The organism is Paraburkholderia sp. MM6662-R1 (assembly GCF_050436245.1).
GTDB classification, from domain to species: domain Bacteria; phylum Pseudomonadota; class Gammaproteobacteria; order Burkholderiales; family Burkholderiaceae; genus Paraburkholderia; species Paraburkholderia tuberum.
The window spans coordinates 671,073-688,050 of the sequence record NZ_JBNDLV010000004.1; the positions used below are offsets into that span (position 1 = coordinate 671,073).

The 16,978-nt window shown below is 63.1% G+C and carries 14 protein-coding genes and 1 pseudogene; 5 read left to right on the top strand and 10 right to left on the bottom strand.

Translation table 11 applies throughout. From position 1 onward, the window contains the following. Positions 1 to 188: 188 nt before the first annotated feature. A complete protein-coding gene (locus OKW39_RS32920) occupies positions 189 to 1,775 on the top strand; it encodes an inorganic phosphate transporter (protein WP_429364278.1) in 1,587 nt (528 codons plus the stop codon). A gap of 98 nt (positions 1,776 to 1,873) precedes the next feature. Here the strand turns inward: OKW39_RS32920 and ppk2 are convergent, their stop codons facing one another. Together ppk2 and OKW39_RS32930 are read right to left on the bottom strand one after the other, a co-directional pair. Next, the gene (ppk2, locus tag OKW39_RS32925; protein ID WP_429333466.1) at positions 1,874 to 2,800 is read right to left on the bottom strand and encodes a polyphosphate kinase 2; all 927 of its coding nucleotides are present in this window, start codon (positions 2,798 to 2,800) and stop codon (positions 1,874 to 1,876) included. Between the two features lie 161 nt (positions 2,801 to 2,961). Next, positions 2,962 to 3,360 carry a VOC family protein gene (locus tag OKW39_RS32930; RefSeq protein ID WP_090807279.1) on the bottom strand — a complete coding sequence of 133 codons (399 nt, stop codon included), beginning with the start codon at positions 3,358 to 3,360 and terminating at the stop codon, positions 2,962 to 2,964. Positions 3,361 to 3,537: 177 nt separating this feature from the next. Here OKW39_RS32930 and OKW39_RS32935 point away from each other — a divergent pair, with 177 nt between their 5' ends. Both OKW39_RS32935 and OKW39_RS32940 read left to right on the top strand, forming a co-directional pair. Beyond that, positions 3,538 to 4,587 carry a S1C family serine protease gene (locus OKW39_RS32935; RefSeq protein ID WP_429364280.1) on the top strand — a complete coding sequence of 350 codons (1,050 nt, stop codon included), beginning with the start codon at positions 3,538 to 3,540 and terminating at the stop codon, positions 4,585 to 4,587. Between the two features lie 170 nt (positions 4,588 to 4,757). Further along, positions 4,758 to 5,951 (top strand): annotated as a pseudogene (locus OKW39_RS32940) (Fic family protein). Between the two features lie 40 nt (positions 5,952 to 5,991). On the opposite strand, the gene ggt reads toward OKW39_RS32940, so the two are convergent. From ggt to OKW39_RS32970, 6 genes are all read right to left on the bottom strand, one after another. Continuing rightward, positions 5,992 to 7,737, bottom strand: a complete 1,746-nt coding sequence (gene ggt, locus OKW39_RS32945) for a gamma-glutamyltransferase (RefSeq protein WP_429564545.1) — start codon at positions 7,735 to 7,737, stop codon at positions 5,992 to 5,994. Between the two features lie 38 nt (positions 7,738 to 7,775). Next, a complete protein-coding gene (locus OKW39_RS32950) occupies positions 7,776 to 9,179 on the bottom strand; it encodes an MFS transporter (RefSeq protein ID WP_090810228.1) in 1,404 nt (467 codons plus the stop codon). 139 nt (positions 9,180 to 9,318) lie between these two features. Beyond that, positions 9,319 to 10,083 carry an NTP transferase domain-containing protein gene (locus tag OKW39_RS32955; protein WP_429333463.1) on the bottom strand — a complete coding sequence of 255 codons (765 nt, stop codon included), beginning with the start codon at positions 10,081 to 10,083 and terminating at the stop codon, positions 9,319 to 9,321. A 28-nt stretch (positions 10,084 to 10,111) separates the two neighbouring features. Beyond that, on the bottom strand, positions 10,112 to 11,188 hold the full coding sequence (locus tag OKW39_RS32960) for a lysylphosphatidylglycerol synthase domain-containing protein (protein WP_429564546.1): 1,077 nt from the start codon (positions 11,186 to 11,188) through the stop codon (positions 10,112 to 10,114). Continuing rightward, complete coding sequence (locus OKW39_RS32965) at positions 11,185 to 12,000, bottom strand: HalD/BesD family halogenase (RefSeq protein ID WP_429564547.1); 816 nt, start codon at positions 11,998 to 12,000, stop codon at positions 11,185 to 11,187. The genes OKW39_RS32960 and OKW39_RS32965 overlap by 4 nt, the downstream gene beginning before the upstream one ends. Beyond that, complete coding sequence (locus OKW39_RS32970; RefSeq protein WP_429564548.1) at positions 11,997 to 12,698, bottom strand: CDP-alcohol phosphatidyltransferase family protein; 702 nt, start codon at positions 12,696 to 12,698, stop codon at positions 11,997 to 11,999. Before OKW39_RS32970 ends, OKW39_RS32965 begins: the two co-directional genes overlap by 4 nt. 244 nt (positions 12,699 to 12,942) lie before the next feature. On the opposite strand from OKW39_RS32970, the gene OKW39_RS32975 reads away from it, so the two are divergent. Beyond that, positions 12,943 to 13,374 carry a hypothetical protein gene (locus OKW39_RS32975; protein ID WP_187631301.1) on the top strand — a complete coding sequence of 144 codons (432 nt, stop codon included), beginning with the start codon at positions 12,943 to 12,945 and terminating at the stop codon, positions 13,372 to 13,374. A gap of 176 nt (positions 13,375 to 13,550) precedes the next feature. Here OKW39_RS32975 and OKW39_RS32980 read toward each other — a convergent pair whose 3' ends face one another. Together OKW39_RS32980 and OKW39_RS32985 are read right to left on the bottom strand one after the other, a co-directional pair. Next, positions 13,551 to 14,072 carry a hypothetical protein gene (locus OKW39_RS32980; protein WP_429333460.1) on the bottom strand — a complete coding sequence of 174 codons (522 nt, stop codon included), beginning with the start codon at positions 14,070 to 14,072 and terminating at the stop codon, positions 13,551 to 13,553. 859 nt (positions 14,073 to 14,931) lie between these two features. Then, positions 14,932 to 16,308 (bottom strand): IS4 family transposase, encoded by a 1,377-nt coding sequence (locus OKW39_RS32985; RefSeq protein WP_429564029.1) that lies wholly within the window; start codon positions 16,306 to 16,308, stop codon positions 14,932 to 14,934. A 140-nt stretch (positions 16,309 to 16,448) separates the two neighbouring features. Between OKW39_RS32985 and OKW39_RS32990 the strand changes: the two genes are divergently transcribed. Next, complete coding sequence (locus OKW39_RS32990; RefSeq protein WP_429564549.1) at positions 16,449 to 16,829, top strand: hypothetical protein; 381 nt, start codon at positions 16,449 to 16,451, stop codon at positions 16,827 to 16,829. Positions 16,830 to 16,978: the final 149 nt, after the last annotated feature.

A 16,978-nucleotide genomic window follows, 5' to 3' on the forward strand; every position in this document is an offset into this window, starting at 1 on the left:
TCCGGTTCGGACATCTTACTATTCCCGTCCGCCAGCCTGCGTAGTATTTACCGGCGTGAGCGGCGTGGCATAGGCCGCGCCGCGCCTGCTTTTCCCGCACCCCCAATGCCGTCACGTAGTTGTCATCGTTGCGACACACAGCGAAAGCAGCATCAAGAACTCTGCGACCACTTTTTGGGGCTCACGTCATGCCGGAACTTTCGTATCCGCAACCAGGCGCCGCCAGCGGCAAAGGCCGTAACGCGGGCCTGGTTATTTTCGTTGCCCTGCTCATCGCGGGCGTCGTGTACTGCGGCGTTCATCTGATAGACGATCTGCAGCCCGTACGCGAAAGCTCGGTACTGCCGTATCTGCTGCTCGGTGTCGCGCTGCTGATCGCGCTCGGCTTCGAGTTCGTCAATGGCTTTCACGATACGGCCAACGCGGTCGCCACCGTCATCTACACCCACTCGCTGACGCCGAATATCGCGGTGGTCTGGTCCGGCACGTGGAATTTTCTGGGCGTGCTGACGTCGAGCGGAGCGGTCGCCTTCGGCGTGCTGCAACTGCTGCCCGTCGAGTTGATTCTGCAGGTTGGCAGCAGCGCCGGCTTCGCGATGGTATTCGCGCTGCTGATCGCCGCGATCATCTGGAATCTGGGCACGTGGTCTTTGGGCCTGCCGTCTTCGAGTTCGCACACGCTGATCGGCTCGATCATCGGCGTAGGTCTGATGAATCAGATGCTGCATGGTGCGAACGGCACCAGTGGCGTGGACTGGAATCAGGCGCTCGGCGTCGGCAAGTCGCTGCTGTTTTCGCCGATCGTGGGCTTTCTGCTTGCGGGCCTGCTGCTGCTGATCCTGAAGGCCGTCGTGCGCGTGCCCGCGCTGTATGCCGAGCCGAAGGGCAAGGAGCCGCCGCCGTTCTGGATTCGCTGCCTGCTGATTCTGACCTGCACGGGCGTGTCGTTCGCGCATGGCTCGAACGACGGCCAGAAAGGCATGGGGCTGATCATGCTGATCCTGATCGGTACCGTGCCCACCGCCTACGCGCTCAACAAGGCGGTCACGCCGGCGCAAACGCAGAACTTCGTCGCGGTCGCGCATCAAACCGCGGCGACGCTGTCGCGCTACACGCAGGGCGCGGCGCCTTCCGCGGATCCGCGCGCCGACGTCGAGGCCTTCGTGCGCACCCGTCAGTTGACGCCCGCCACGCTGCCGGCGCTGCAGCAGCTGACCGAGCAGATCGGTCGCCAGGTTGCCGAGTCGGGCTCGATGGCCGCGGTGCCGCAAGGCATCGTCGATAACGTGCGCAACAACATGTATGTCACCTCCGAGGCGATCCGTCTGATGCAGAAGGCCAATCAGCCGCAGTTCTCGCCCGAAGACGCGAAGGTCATCGCCAACTTCAGAACGCAGATCGACCACGCGACCAAGTTCATTCCGCCGTGGGTCAAGGTGGCGGTCGCGATCGCGCTGGGTCTCGGCACGATGGTCGGCTGGAAGCGCATCGTCGTTACGGTGGGCGAGAAGATCGGCAAACAGCATCTGACGTACGGCCAGGGCGCGTCGGCTGAACTCGTCGCGATGGTCACGATCGGTGCCGCCGACCTCTACGGTCTGCCGGTGTCGACGACCCATGTGCTCTCTTCCGGCGTGGCCGGCACGATGGCGGCCAACGGCTCGGGTCTGCAATGGGCCACGGTGCGCAGTCTGATCCTCGCATGGGTGCTGACGTTGCCCGCGTCGATCGCGCTCGCGGGCGCACTGTTCTGGGTGTTCCGTTCGGTGTTCTGAGTTCGCCGATCCGGCGGGGCGAAGCAAGAAGAAAAGCGCGGTACGCTGATATACGTACCGCGCTTTTTCGTTGGCCGGCTATTTCATACGATCCGCTTTTAATACACCTCGGGCACGATCATCGACTGAGGCACCGGCTGACGGCTATAGTCTTCGTGATAGACACGCGACGGCAAGTCGATCTGCGGATGCTCGATCTCGTGATACGGCACCTGGCTCAGCAGATGCCGAATGCAGTTCAGGCGCGCGCGTTTCTTGTCGACGGCCTGCACGACCCACCACGGCGCCTCGGGGATATGCGAGCGCTGCAGCATCACCTCCTTCGCCAGCGTATAGGCTTCCCAGCGGCGCCGGCTTTCCAGATCCATCGGACTCAGCTTCCACTGCTTGAGCGGATCGCGAATGCGGTTCTGGAAGCGGATTTCCTGCTCTTCGTCGGTGATCGAAAACCAGTACTTGAGGATCTGCACGCCGCTGCGCGCCAGCATCTTTTCGAACTCCGGCACCGAGCGGAAAAACTCTTCGTATTCCTCGTCGGTGCAGAAGTTCATCACGCGCTCGACGCCCGCGCGGTTGTACCAGCTGCGATCGAATAGCACCATCTCGCCGCCCGCCGGCAGATGCGATACATAGCGCTGGAAATACCATTGCGTGCGCTCGCGATTGTTCGGCGCGGGCAATGCGGCCACGCGGCACACGCGCGGATTGAGGCGCTGTGTGATGCGCTTGATCGCGCCGCCCTTGCCGGCCGCGTCGCGCCCCTCGAAGATCACGACGAGCCGGTGCCCGGTCGCGACGATCCAGTCCTGCAGCTTGACCAGTTCTCCCTGCAGCCGGAACAGTTCGCGGAAGTACTGCTTGCGCGCCTCGCGATGCTCGGGCGTAAAGCCGTCCGGGCCGTCGATGATGCGGTCGTCGACCTCCATTTCAAGTTCTTCGTCGTAGGCATCGATGAGGTCTTCCTCGAAACGGCGTTGCCGCTCCGCCATCAGTTCGATATCGGGTCTCGGGTCCGGCTCTTTCATTGCGGCTCTCCTCGCAACAGGAATGGGATGGCGCGCGGCGGCTAGCGCGACGCGGTCGCGTTCGATTATCGAAGCGCGAGGTGTCAGCCGTGTTACCGCGTGGGCGGCCGCTGCACATGCGTGATAACCCCATGATAGCGAGTTTGCCCCGACTTCCGCCGCTAGGGCAGCGGCCGCGCGAAGCTCAGTTCGTGGCCGTCCGGATCGGTGATATGAAAATAGCGCTCGCCCCACGGCGCATCCGACGGCGCGAACGTCGGCTGCAAGCCTGCTGCCACCGCCCTGGCATGGAACGCGTCGACGTCCGACACGTAGATGATCACGCGCCCCCACCAGTTGACCGGCGCGCGCGCATCAGCGATCAGGTTCAAATACGAACTGCCGAACGCGAACGACGTGAAGGCCTCGCGCGGACCGCCGAACTTGATCGGGAAGCCGAGCGCTTCGTAGAACGCGACGGCGCGCTGCATGTCGCTGGTGGCGAGCGTGATCGCACAGAGCGACTCGATGCGTGGACCCGGCTGCGGGGATTGCGGCGCTGAAGCGTTAGATGCGGACATGAACAGGGTCTCCGTGGCGCGAGCGAGCGACGAGCGACGGCCCGCCCGGGAAAGTGTCTCACGGGCAGTGGCCACCGGTCTGGCGGCGCGGCCGGGACGCCGCCGACGCCCCCGGGATGCACTTGAAAACTCGCGCGGCGCCCCGCATCTCGGAGCCCGTCTATCCGGAGCATCGTTATGGGAAGCCGCCCACGCTTCATCGATGACCTGTCGAGCGCCGCATCCGACGCCCCCGGGCCCCAATCCACCGACCTTTTGACCCACGACGACGACGCGCTGCTCGACGCCTACTCCCGCACCGTGATCGGTGCACTGGAGCGCGTGCAGCAGGCGGTCGCGTTTATCGCCGTCGAACGCCGGCTGCCCGGCGACGCGTCCGCGCATGGGCGCGGCTTGCGGGGCGGCACTGGCTCGGGCTTCCTGTTCACGCCCGACGGCTACCTGCTGACCAATAGCCACGTCGTGCATGGCGCGACGCATATCCAGGTGACGCTGGCCGACGGCGCGAAGTTCGACGCCGATCTGGTCGGCGACGATCCCGGCAGCGATCTCGCGGTGCTGCGCATCGGTTCGCCGGAACCGCTGCCGCATGTCGAACTCGGCGAATCATCGAAGCTGCGCGTCGGGCAGATCGCCATTGCGGTCGGCAACCCGCTCGGGCTGCAACAGACCGTGACGACCGGCGTCGTTTCGGCGCTCGGCCGGTCGCTGCGCTCGAACTCCGGCCGCATGATCTACGACGTGATCCAGACCGACGCGGCATTGAATCCGGGCAACTCGGGCGGACCGCTGATCAATTCGGCGGGTCAGGTGATCGGCGTGAATACCGCGATCATTCCTGGCGCACAGGCCATCTGTTTTGCGACCGCGATCGATACCGCGAAGTGGGTCATCATGCAGATCTTCGCGCACGGTCGCGTGCGACGCGCGTATATCGGCGTGGCCGGCACGACGACGCCGCTGTCGCGGCGCGTGCAGCGCTACTTCGAGCTCGGCACGCAAAGCGGCGTGCGCGTGATGGAGATCGTCAAAGGCAGTCCGGCGGCGCTCGGCGGCTTGCGCACCGACGACACGATCGTCGCGATCGACGCGCAGCCGGTGCAGGATGTGGATGCACTGCAACGCACGCTCGATGCTTCGCGTATCGACAAGCCGGTCAACGTGACGGTGTTGCGCGGCGCGCAGCGGGTGGAGTTGACGGTGACGCCGGTGGAGCAGGCAGGGTGATGGGGGATTGCCGGGGGATTGCCGGGGGACTGCGGGGTGGACAGTCAGGCGCCACCCTACCGCAAACCCTACATTAGACTCTACAAGAAATAATTAAAATCCTTATAAATCAATTTATTGAACGATATAATCAACAACATCTAACTCTACATTAAACCCTACAATCCGCGATGACGACCGTCGTATCGTTCGAACCCTTGTTTCCTGAGGACCGGGTATTGGATCCGCTGATCGAGCGCACGACCGAACTCGTCGACTCATCGCAAAAGCTCCTTGCCGTAAGCGGGACGCCATTTGCCGCGGCGCTCGTCCCGCAATTGCGTGCGATGAATTCGTACTACACAAATAAGATCGAAGGCCAGCACACCACGCCCGCCAGGATCGAGGCCGCTCTCAAGCGCGACTATTCAGCTGACGTCGCCGAGCGCAAAAAGCAGCGCCTTGCGATGGCGCATATTGCAACGGAATCCTCGCTCGAAGAAGAGTGGGATTTGCTCGCGACACCCGCATCAGCAAGTCAACCTCAAGGCTCTAAACATTAAACCCGCTGTTGCGCTTCACTCTTGAAACCGCCCAGCGAGGGCGAACCAATCGTGCCGGGCGAACTTCGCAAATCGGACGTCACCGTGGGCCGGCATCTCGCGCCAGAACCTGAAATGATCGCGCCATTGCTCGATGCATGGGCCAAGCGATATGCGCGCCTACGGATCAAGGACCATCAGTTGATCGGCATCGCCTGCTCGCATCATCGGTTGGCATGGACTCACCCGTTCGCAGACGGCAATGGCCGGGTGGCACGTCTGCATTCACATCTCGCTTTACGATCGGCCGACTTGACGCATGGCCTATGGTCTCCGCTTCGCGGTCTCGCACGCGAACATGAGCTGTACTACGCAAGATTGAGCGAAGCCGACCAGACGCGCCGCAATGACCTCGATGGCCGAGGCAATCTATCCCAGGAAGGCCTAGTGCGTTTCGCGCGGTTCTTTCTCGATTGCTGCCTGGACCAGGTAAGCTTTATGGTTCGTATGACCGAGTTCGATGGCATTGCAGATCGCCTGCTCGATCTATTGCGCTACCTCGATTCGAATCCGTGGATGATCGGCTCCGAAAAATCGGTGATCAAACCGGAGGCCTCGGCACTGGCGATGGAGTTTGTGGCGACGCGGCGTGCAGTCAGCCGCGCCGAATTCAATCAGATACTTGGCGTTACTGATGTTCTGGCTCGCCGGATTACGCGCTCTCTACTTGATATTGGACTGCTCGACTCGCCTTCCCATCGCGGCAATCTCTCGTTCGGTCTCCCATTGAAAAGTCTTCGATTTCTATTCCCGAGACTATGGCCCGAAGTCGATCAGGACTAGGCTGATCGTCGAAGAGAATGGCTGCAACCGGCTCTCCTCCCTACCGAACCACCCGCGCCACCCCTCGCCCGCGCGGATCGGCCGCCGCCTCCGGCTCGTCCCCATCGATCCTGATCACCTGAACATCGCCGGTGAATTCCTGCCCTTCCAGCTTGTAGCCTTTCGCCTCGAGCTGCTGGGCGAGTTCGCCCTCGATCGGCTTGTACGGCTCCGAATAGATCGTATTCGGCGGCAATAGCTGGTGATGGAAACGCATCGCGGCGAGCGCATCCGGCAACGGCATGTCGAAGTCGTAGATGTCGTTGATCACCTGGAAGATCGTCGTGAAGATCCGCGATCCGCCCGGCGTGCCGATCACGAGCGCGACCTTGCCGTCCTTCGTCAGAATCGTCGGCGCCATCGACGACAACGGGCGCTTCTTCGGCTCGATCGCATTCACGTCGCTGCCGACCACATCGAACATGTTGGCGGCGCCCGGCTTCGCGGAGAAGTCGTCCATCTCGTCGTTCAGCGCGATGCCTGCCCGATCCACCACGACGCCCGAGCCGAACGCGCCGTTCAGCGTGTATGTGTTCGACACCGCGTTGCCCCATTTGTCGACCACCGAAAAATGCGTGGTCTCCGCCTTCTCCGGCATCGAGGTCCCGAGCCCCGGCTGAATGCTCTTCGTGTCCGACGGCATATTCGGATCGACCTCGGCCGCGCGCTTGGCCAGATACGGGTCGTCGATCAGTTGCGCGACCGGCACCTTGTAGAAATCCGGGTCGCCGAGATACTGCGCGCGATCCGCGAACACGCGCTTCTCGAGCTCCGCGATCAGATGCACGTATTGCACGGAATTGAGCGGCACGTTCTTGAACTCGGGCGCGATATCGGCCTTCATCTTCAGCAGTTGCACGAGCCCGACGCCGCCCGAACTCGGCGGCGGCGCGGTGATCACGCGGTAGCCGTTCCAGTTCGCCTGCACCGGCTCGCGCCAAACCGCCTTGTACTGCGCGAGATCGGCCTTCGTGATCAGGCCGTGGCCGCGCATTGAAGCGGCGATCAGATCCGCAGTCTTGCCCGTGTAGAAATCTTTCGCGCCCTGATCGGAAATACGCTGCAGGACCGCGGCAAGGTCAGGCTGCCTGAAGGTGACGCCCTGCTTCAGATTGCCGAAGTAGGTGTCGAAATTGGTCTTGCCCGCGAAGTTCTTCGCCGCATCGTCGCGCAGCTTCTGCAGTTGCGGGGCGACCAAGAAGCCGTCGCGCGCATAGTGAATAGCCGGCGCGAGCACCTGCTGCCATTTCAGCTTGCCGAATCGGCGCTGCGCTTGCCACATGCCGTCGACGGTGCCCGGCACGCCCACCGCGCGATAGCCGACCAGGCTCATGCCTTTGATGATCTCGCCCTTGTCGTCGAGATACATGTTCTTCGTCGCGGCGAGCGGCGCGCGTTCGCGATAGTCGAGGAAATAAGGCTTGTTGTCGACGTACAGCGTCATGAACCCGCCCCCGCCGATGTTGCCCGCATCCGGGAACGTGACCGCAAGGGTGAAGGCGATCGCGGCGGCCGCATCGACCGCATTGCCGCCTTCGTTGAAGATCTGCTCGGCGGCATCGGCGCTGTATGAGTCCGGCACCGCAATCGCCGAACCGGCAAGCACGGCCGGTTGCGTCTTCGCGGGCGCTTTCGCGACAGCAGGCGCCGCCTCGAGAAACCCGGTTGAAACGCAAAGGATTGCGATCAGGGCAAGACCGCTGATCGAAGCACTGGTTGAAGCTTTGACGTTGCGAAACAACTTCATGACCTCCTCATCGACGACGACGGCATCCGTATGATGGCTTACGCGCGCCCGCGACTGCCGCGCGAGATCTCATCGCCCGCGTCTCGCGGCAGCCGCCGCGTAATCGGAATCGACAGGCACGAGAACAGACCGACGACGAGAAACGCCGGCCAGAAATCGGAGAACACGATGTTCGGATGCCCTTGCACACGATGCGAAATCTGCAGCACGATGCCCGAGATCGTCACGCCGAGGCCGAGCGACATCTGCTGGATGACGCTCGCGACACTCGTCGCGCGGCCGACGTCGCTGCCCGGAATATCGGCATAGGCCAGCGTATTGAGCGACGTGAATTGCAGAGAAGGAAAGAAGCCGCCCACCAGCACGATGCACCAGATCACCCAATGCGGCGTGCCGGGAAAGAACAACCCGTACACGGCGATCGCGAGACCCGCGCACGCGGCGTTGACCATCAGCACGGTACGAAAGCCGAAGCGTTCGAGAATGCGCGACGCCACCGTCTTCATGAAGATCGAACCGAACGCGGACGCGCACGTGATCGCGCCGGCTCTGAACGCGGTCATGCCGAGCCCTTCCTGCAACGCGAGCGGCAACAGGAACGGCACGGCGCCAAGACCGATCCGAAACAGCGAACCGCCGATCACGCTCGCATGAAAACTTGGAATGCGCAGCAAACGCAGATCGAGCACCGGCAGCGCGACGCGGCTCGCATACAGCACATAAAGCAGCAGCAACACGATGCCGGTCACGCACATGCCGACCGATTGTCCCGTCGACACCAGTTCGCCGCCGACCAGCGAGAGCCCGAGCATGAACAGCGAAGCCCCGCTAGCCGACAGCGCGAAGCCGAGCCAGTCGAGCCGGCCCGGATGCGGCTCGCGCGTATTGGCGATGTATTTGTTGGTGAGCCAGATGCCGAGCAGGCCGATCGGCACGTTGATCACGAAGATCAGACGCCAGTGCAGATAGGTCGTGATAAAGCCGCCGAGCGGCGGCCCGACCACCGGACCGAGCAACGCCGGCACCGTCAGATAGTTCATCGCGCGAATGAACTCCGACTTCGGCAGCGACCGGAAGATGATGATGCGGCCCACCGGCACCATCAGCGCGCCGCCGATGCCCTGCACGAAGCGCGCGAGCACGAAGGTATCGAGCGAAGTGGAGGCCGCGCACAGCAGCGAGCCCGCCATGAAGATGCCGATCGCGGTGCGGAACACGGTGCGCGAACCGAAGCGGTCGGCGACCCAGCCGCAGATCGGGATAAAGACGCCAAGGCCGATCACATACGCGGTGACCGCAAGCTTCAGCGTGATCGGATCATGACCGAGGTCGCGTGCCAGAACCGGCAGCGACGTCACGATGACCGTGCCGTCGACGTTTTCCATGAACATCGCGCACGCGACGATCAGCGGAACGATGAAAGCGCCTAAAGCGAGCAGCATTGTCATGGCGACGGGCGGCCAGCCATCAATGGAAAGCGTCGATTATGGCATCGCGGCGACAACAAATGTTGTCGCGCGAAGGGGTTTTGCCGGGTGCCATCGCGCGCTGCCGTGCATCTTCGCGCGCGGCACGGACGCCTCAGCGCGATGCGCTGACGAGCGGCTGCAACTGCGGCAGGATCTCGTTGGCGGCGCGCGCGACGTCGTTCGGAAAGTCGATCTCGATCCACGGCGCGCCGCTCACCTCGGCCGTGTCGAACACCTGGCTGCGCTCGAGCAGCAGGTCGCGCACCGCCTCTTCGTGCGGCATGTTCGCGCGGCCGCTGTCGATATAGCCCGCGACGATCTGCGTGAAGCGTCGCGCGGTTTCCTCGCGGAAGCGGAAGAAACCGACCGACTCGCCGATCGTGTCGTACTCCAGAGTGACCGCGAGCTGCTTGCGCAACTCGACCGGCACGCCGTCCTTCAGGCACAGCTTGACGGGCTCGTCGCCCGCTTCGAAATCGCGGTCGATCAGCAGACGGTTCACCGACTCGCCCGCCACCAGCGCGCTCAGGATGCGCTCGTCGTACAGCACGTCGGCGTCCATCAGCAGCACGTCGCCGCCGCGCGTCAACGCGTCGGCAACGGTATGCACGGTCAGCACGCTGCCAAGATCGAAGCGCGGATTGAGCACGGTCTCGACCTTGTGCGGCCAGTCGATGCGCGCGAGTTCCGCCTGCACGGATTCCGGCTGGAAACCGAGCGCCAGCACGACGTCGGTCACGCCGGCGGTTTTGAGCATCTGCAGATGCCGTTCGAGCAGGCTCATGCCGTCGAACTGCAACAGGCATTTCGGAAACTGGGCTTGCGGCGGCTGCTGGAGACGCAGGCCGAGGCCCGCTGCGAGAATGATTGCGCGCATGCGCGGTCCTTTGAAAAAAGTACGGAGGTCAATCGGCAACCGGCACACGCCGTGGAGCGCGCCGCCGTTGCCAGCTTCGTTCGCTGAAGTGCAATACAAGCAGGCCCGGCAGGCCCAGCAGGAGTTCACGCGCACGCTTGGCGAGCGACAACGCCAGCGCCGCGTCGGGCGGCAAACCCACCAGCGGCGCGAGCAGCAGATAGCCGCCCTCCTGCACGCCGAGCGAGCCCGGGATCATGAAGGCCGCGCCGCGAATCGCCTGGCCGATGCTTTCCAGCAGCAGCGCGTCGATCCAGCCGACCGGATGACCGAGAAAACGCAGCGCGAGCCATACCTCGGCCGTGCCGACGACCCATCCCACGAGGCTCAGCGCAAAGCTCGCCGCCACGCGGCCGCGCTCGCGGTACAGCGACTGCACGGCGGCATCGACGGCTTCCGCGCGCGTCATCAGCGACGACCAGTCGCGCTTGCCGAACACCTTCGACACCACGCCCAGCAGCCGGCCGAACAGACCGCGCCGCTGCGCGAAGTAGAACGCGGCGATCAGCGCGCCGAGCACGCCGGTCGCAATCAGCGTTGCGGTGCGCAGGTCGTGCAGCGTGCCATGCGCGGCGTACGCGCCGAACATCGCGAGGCCACCGAGCGCGAACACGATTTGCGCGAGCGCCTGCCAGGTCGTGCTGACGGTGATCGCGGCGGCCGCGTCGCGCAGCAGCATGCCGCGCTGCGACAGTTGACGCACCATCACCACCGGGCCGCCGATCTGCCCAGCGGGCAGCAGGCTATTCACCGACTCGCCGATCCAGCGCGCGGACAGCGCATTGCGCAGCGAGGGTTCGGCTCGTGCAGCGCTCGTCGGGCGGCTGGTTGCACCGCTTGCCGGACCTTCATGCGCACCGTCACGCGAGGGGTGGTCGCGCCTGAACAGCACGGCGATCGCAGCCGCATCGAGCACGAGCGGCACCACGTGGAACGCGGCGACGACCGCGAGGCCCCAGCCGGCTGCGAGCAAGGTCGACGCCACCGAGCCGAAGCCCTGCCAGGCGAGCAGGCCGACGAACAGCGCCGAGCCGATCGACAGCAGAAGCAGGGCCGCCCGACTCACGCGGCGTCCTTGCCGCGCGAGGCCATCTGACGGAACACCTGGCGGAAACCGAAGTACGCGATCGCGTCCTTCATGTTGGAAAGGAAGCGGCGCCACGGCCGCATGTTGGGATCGGTGACGTATTCGAACGTCAGCGACACACGCATCTCGTTCGGCCCGGCCGCCGTGATGCGATGACGCAGCTTGTCGCCATCGAAAAACACGAGGCCGCCCGGCGGAATCTGCACCGAGCCCGGCTGGTCCGGCACCTCCGGATTGCGCGTATGCAGTTCGTAGTCGAGCCGGCACGACGATTCGTCGATCACGCCGAGCAGCAGCGTGTAGCGGCGTCCCTCGTAATACGAAGTATCGTAGTGCCAGCCGATATGGTCGCCGGGGCGCGTGTAGTAGTAGAGCGCGTATGCGTGCGGATCGTCGGCGGGCGACACCTGCAACTGATCGCCGCTCAGCTGCTCGAGCCAGCCGATCAACTCCTTCGAGCGATACAGCTCGGCGATGAACGGCGCGAGACGGTCGATCGTATGGCGGCTGACACTGCCGCCCTGCTTGTGACCCGGCAGATAGTTGCGGTTCACTTCGTCGAGCAGTGCGCGCGCGCTGTGTACCAGCTGCGCGGTCACTTCCGGCGCAAGGAAATCGTCCAGATACAGAAACGCGTCCTGCGCGGCGAAGTCTTTACGCAGACGCGCGTTGTCGAACGTGCGGGTACGGCTCGCGACCGCGCGGTCGGCATCGGGCGCGGGCGTGAGCGCCGCCACGGGCGTGCCTGACGACACGGGCGCAATCACGTCGTCTTCGGCGTGCAGATTCATTTGCTGGCCCACTGTTGACGGGATTCAGACGCGCTGGCGGCCTTGGCCGTCGGGCGAGCGCTACGGCGCGCGACGCGCCAGTAGTCGATCACCACCCATACGGCGAACAGCGGCGCGCCGATCGACGCGACCACCACGAACGGCGCGACGACATTTGTCAGCGTGACGATGGGCAGCAGGTACAGCACGTCCTCGGTTTCGAAGCCCCCCATCGACGCCTGCTTCGTGCCGGCCTTGCCGACCATTTCCTCGATCCGCATGCGCAAAAAGAAGATCAGGGCGACCGCGACACCAGCCACCGCGCCGAGCACGCCGGGCGCGAGCTTCAAAGCGTCGATCTGCGCGCCGCCGACACCGATACCCATGCCGACGAACAGCATCACGGTCACGAGCGCATCACAGGCGAGGTCGTAAAAATGACCGATGCGGCTCGACTTGCCGCCCACTCGCGCGAGTTCGCCGTCCGTGTGATCGACGAAATTCGACAGGACGATCAGCAGTGCGCCCGCATTGGCCCACGCGAATCCCCCGTGCGCAAGGCACAGCGCGCCTGCGACGCCGATCAGCAGGCGCAGCGTGGTCAAATGGTTCGGGGTGACCCAGGTGTCGACTAGCGGTGTCACGAGCCGGCGGGCGAGGCGGGCGTCCCACGTACGTGGCGGCGGAACGTTGATTGGAGGTCGGGGTTGCGAAGTCATAAGGCGGAAATATATACGGGATTCTGAAAGCTTGCTGTTATGCCATACGTTTCTCTGCAATTTGCAGATACCGTTCGTGTGTCCGTCACAAAGCGGAATTCACCGAATCGCTGTAAAGTGCGAATCCCGTTGTGCCAGTCATGCAAAATCTGTTCGATGTGCAGCACCGCGCTCGTGCCCTCCGGGGGGGATGGCGCAGTGGTTGCTAATCCACGACATCGACTGTTGACGCCCGCCTACGCTTATGAACCGTCTCCTTGTCCCTCTGCTGTTTGCCGCCGCCGCCGCGCTGCCCCTTTCCTCGTTCGCCGTGGAGCTCGACGCGCCGCTGACATGCAATGAGAGCGGCCACCAGTTCATTGCCGATCTGATGCAGCAGCAGCTGATCAAACCGAAGCCAAGTCACGTCGAAAGCAACTCGATCAACGCGTTCTCGCCGATGCCCGATGCGCATCTGACCGCGTTCGGTTTCCGCGTATTCGCGGTGGTGGGCTTCGAAAAGGACGACCCGATGTTCCGGGTCGGCGACGGCGAACCGGTCGCCCAGTCCGCATATGGCGCGGTCGTGTTCGGCAGCGACGACAATGTTAAAAGCGCGCTTGAAAACGCCGGCAGCACGGCAATCGTGCATCACGTCGCGCCGCTCATCACCGCGATTTTCTGCAAGCGCAGCTAGGGTTTGGCGAGACGTCGTATTCGACCGTTTCGCCACGATCGTCGATATCTTCGACCACGAGCCACTTGGAGTGGCCAGTGAAATAGCAGCGCCGCTCTGCCAACTGCGCCATGATCGCCGGCAGTGTCAGCGACCAGCGGATCCGATCACGACGCAACTGCGCCTACAACCGCCACTTACCCCGGCCGACGAAACTCGTTTGCCACCCACGCCGCGGCGCTCGCCTTGCTGAGCTTGAACGTCGGCGCAACCTGCACTTGCGCGATCTGCTCGCCGAAAATATCGAGCGCGCTCAACAGTGCATACGGCTCGTCTTCGTCGGGGACGATGTCGAGCATGATGTCGAGTTCGCCGTTGCCGTCCGCGCTCGGCACACGCACCGTCTTGTGCAGTTGCGCGCGCAGCTGCTGCTCGTGACGACGCAGCACTTCCGCCGCGGTTTTCACGAGCGCGTTGAATGCCGATACGTCGAGCGGCTTCGGATCCTTCTTGTTGCGGCCCATCGTCCACGGTCCGACGAGCGCAGGCTCCGCCTCGCCGTCCTTGATCATTTCGACGGCCCAGCCTTCGTCGTCTTCGTTCTTGATGATGCGCGCGGTCCAGCCGTTGTCGCGCCACAGACGTTCTTCATGCACGCTGTCGTCCGGTCCGAGGAACTCGGCATTCGTGTCGGTCGAGGGAAAGGGCGTGTCGGTCATCACAGGTTCACTCACTTCGCGGGGCGCACAAACAGATTTCGAACCCGCGATTCTACCTGCCCAGCCGCTTGGCCCTGCTCGCTCTGACGAACGGACAAGGCGCGTTCGGAACGGCGCAGCCGCTCAACACGCGAAAAGTTATATTCACCTACGCGACGATGTATAAATCCGCTTTAAATTTCAGATAAAAAAACGCGGCCCGAAAGCCGCGTGTAAAAATGAAAAAGACACCCTTTGGTCGAAGGGGTCTATCAAAATTATAAGTGGCATCCCCCCTCGATTTAAGGCTTTCTTCGAAAGACTGCATTGCGCAAAACCGTGGGAATCAGCGCAAACGGCCTCGTCCGCTTTGCCCTTCTGCTCGCCGCGAGGCTCCCGCCATTCATCGTAAAAATAATTTCCTTTTGCGGACCTGCACTTACGCGATTAATTCACATAATCCCCGATTCGGAAATAAACCGTCGTAAGGCGCGCAATTAAATATCCGCATAGCGGCAATTACACTTCGCTGCGAATCGACAGTCAACGGGGCGCAAGCAGCAACTTTCGCTCGAATGCCGATTCGGCGCGAACGTCGCGGCGATCAATACGCTTGCGCCGTCGTCGACCGGCAACCAGGTCGCCGCGGCAGTCGGTCTGCGGCATCGCTTCTGACGGCGGTTTGCCGTCAGACCAATAAACGCATGGCCGCGCTAGTGACGACGTCGACACATGCTCGGTATACTGCCCCGGCCGCCGTGCGACGCCGCGAAACCGCGCCGCCTGCACGGCAGCTTCGTCGCGAAGCATCGCGCTGTACGTCAGCGCATCGCGCTTCGCCCGCGCCTCACCTTCCCATGCATGACCGAATGGCACTTACTTAAGCCCGTGGAGCGTGCCCATATTTTTGGACGCGCTCACGTGCGATGTGACGAGGCTCTTTCAGCCATGGGTAGGACTTCGGTCTTCGTTTGCGCATTCGTGGTTCGATGCGACCGGGGCGACTCCCAACGCAAGACTGCGTGATCAGGTTGAACAGGAGACTCTGGTTGTGAGTTGCCGTCAGACCTCTGGCCAGCCATTCAGTCCATAACTGCACCGTGTGTTTGAAACTCAGTGTTCTCGGGTCAGTGGCATGGTGACTGGCGGCCTGAGCCATCAGCAGCCGAATCACGTTGTAGGCCAGCAGATGGACCCAGATCTCCTTTTCGTTCATGTGGGCAGTCTGGCAATGCAGCACATCCATGCCCATCGTCGTCTTGATGTTACGTAGATCCAGTTCCACGTTCCAGCGCCTGGCGTACAACTGCGAGAGGTCCTGTTTGCTGGTCTTGCGTGCATCAAGCATCGTGGTGACCAGCACCCGGTGATGCAGCCTGGACTCGCGCACCATCAGTTCATCGGGTAAGGCCTGGTACTGCTCATGCGTCATCCAGTCGGGACGCTGCCGGGGTTTGGGCCACGTCACAATGTGATCGCGCGTGCCCAGGGACCGGCCTCGCCGAAAGTCGGTGCGGCGTGCCCCATGCTGTTCCATCACGACGTCCACCCCGGCGGCGATCATTGAGGCCATCAGAAAGTAGTGGCAGTACAAGGCATCGGCGACGATCACGTCACCTTTGCGAAACGTGCCTTGCAGCATGCGAAACGCCGTCAGCTCCCCGCTGCCTTTGCCCGCGTAAGTTCCGACCGCCGACTCCAGTACTGCGCCGCTTGCCAGACAGATCACCGCAACCAGATAGGCCAATGGAAAGCCCACTCCTTCGGCCTGAGCACTGGACTGCGGGAAACGGGCCTGGTTCGACGGCGTATCGGGCATCGAGATCCCGGTGCCGTCAACCAGCTTGACCGGGCGCCCGCGCCACTTCCAGGCAGGCTCGGCCTGCTCATGCAGTTGGCGCCCCGTCTCGCGCGCCAACTCCCGCACCATCGTCAGCGGCAGTCTCTGGCGAGCGCGGCAGTAGCCTCCCGTACGCACACTCATGGGCCGCAGCCCGTCGGCAGCTCGCTGCGCCGCCCACCCGTTGACTGCCTTCTGACAGGAGGCGTCCTCTTCCAGCGCCTGGCGCATGAACATCGACAGTGTCACCGTCGGCGGATACAGCCGTTCCCGATGTTCTGGCAAATACGCTTCCGTTATGCCCAACAGCCCCGGGCTCGTCAGTATGTTGAAGTAGTCTACCGCCTGGGCCCTGCACGCCCGGCTTTGAACCCTGCTTCGTGTTTGCCTGTGATGACTTCGTGCATTACGATCCATGGGGGCTGATCTTTGGAATGAGACGGTGTTTGCCTGGTAACAACCATCGTATCAATCCCTGGATCAGCCCCCTCCCTTTCTCTTCAAGCACTTACCCGCGTCTTCTCCTCCATGTAGGCTTAAGTAAGTGCCATTCATGCATGACCGGGAATGCCGACGATAGGATCATGAAAAGACTTCTCCTGCTTGCCCCAGCTGTCGCCTTCACCGCCACCCTCGCCGCTTGCGGTTCATCGGGCGGCTCCGCGCGCGATGCGTCCGCACCGCTCGTGTACGTGTCGTCGTCACGCACGCCTGCGTCCATCGCCGCCTGCCTCGAAGAACGTCTGCCGCGCGTGCGCACCTCGCACGCCGGCGCGGCGACCGAACTTGCGGTCGGTGCCGATTCGCACAACTCGTACTTCGTCACGCTGACCCCGCTCAACGGCAACACGGTCATCAAGGTCGTGCATCCGGCCAATGCGCCCGACGATCCGCCCGAAGAGGAGATGCGCTTCGATATCGCGCGCTGCGCGACCTGAGCGGCGCGGCGCGCTTGAACGCCGTGCGCGTCATGCACGGAAGGCCGGTGCGCGAATTTTTATCTCGCGCATCGGCTATTTTTTTACGCGCCCATCTGCGAACATAGCCGCCCTTTGTTTTTCGCGCGGCACGTGTGCCGCGAGTTTCG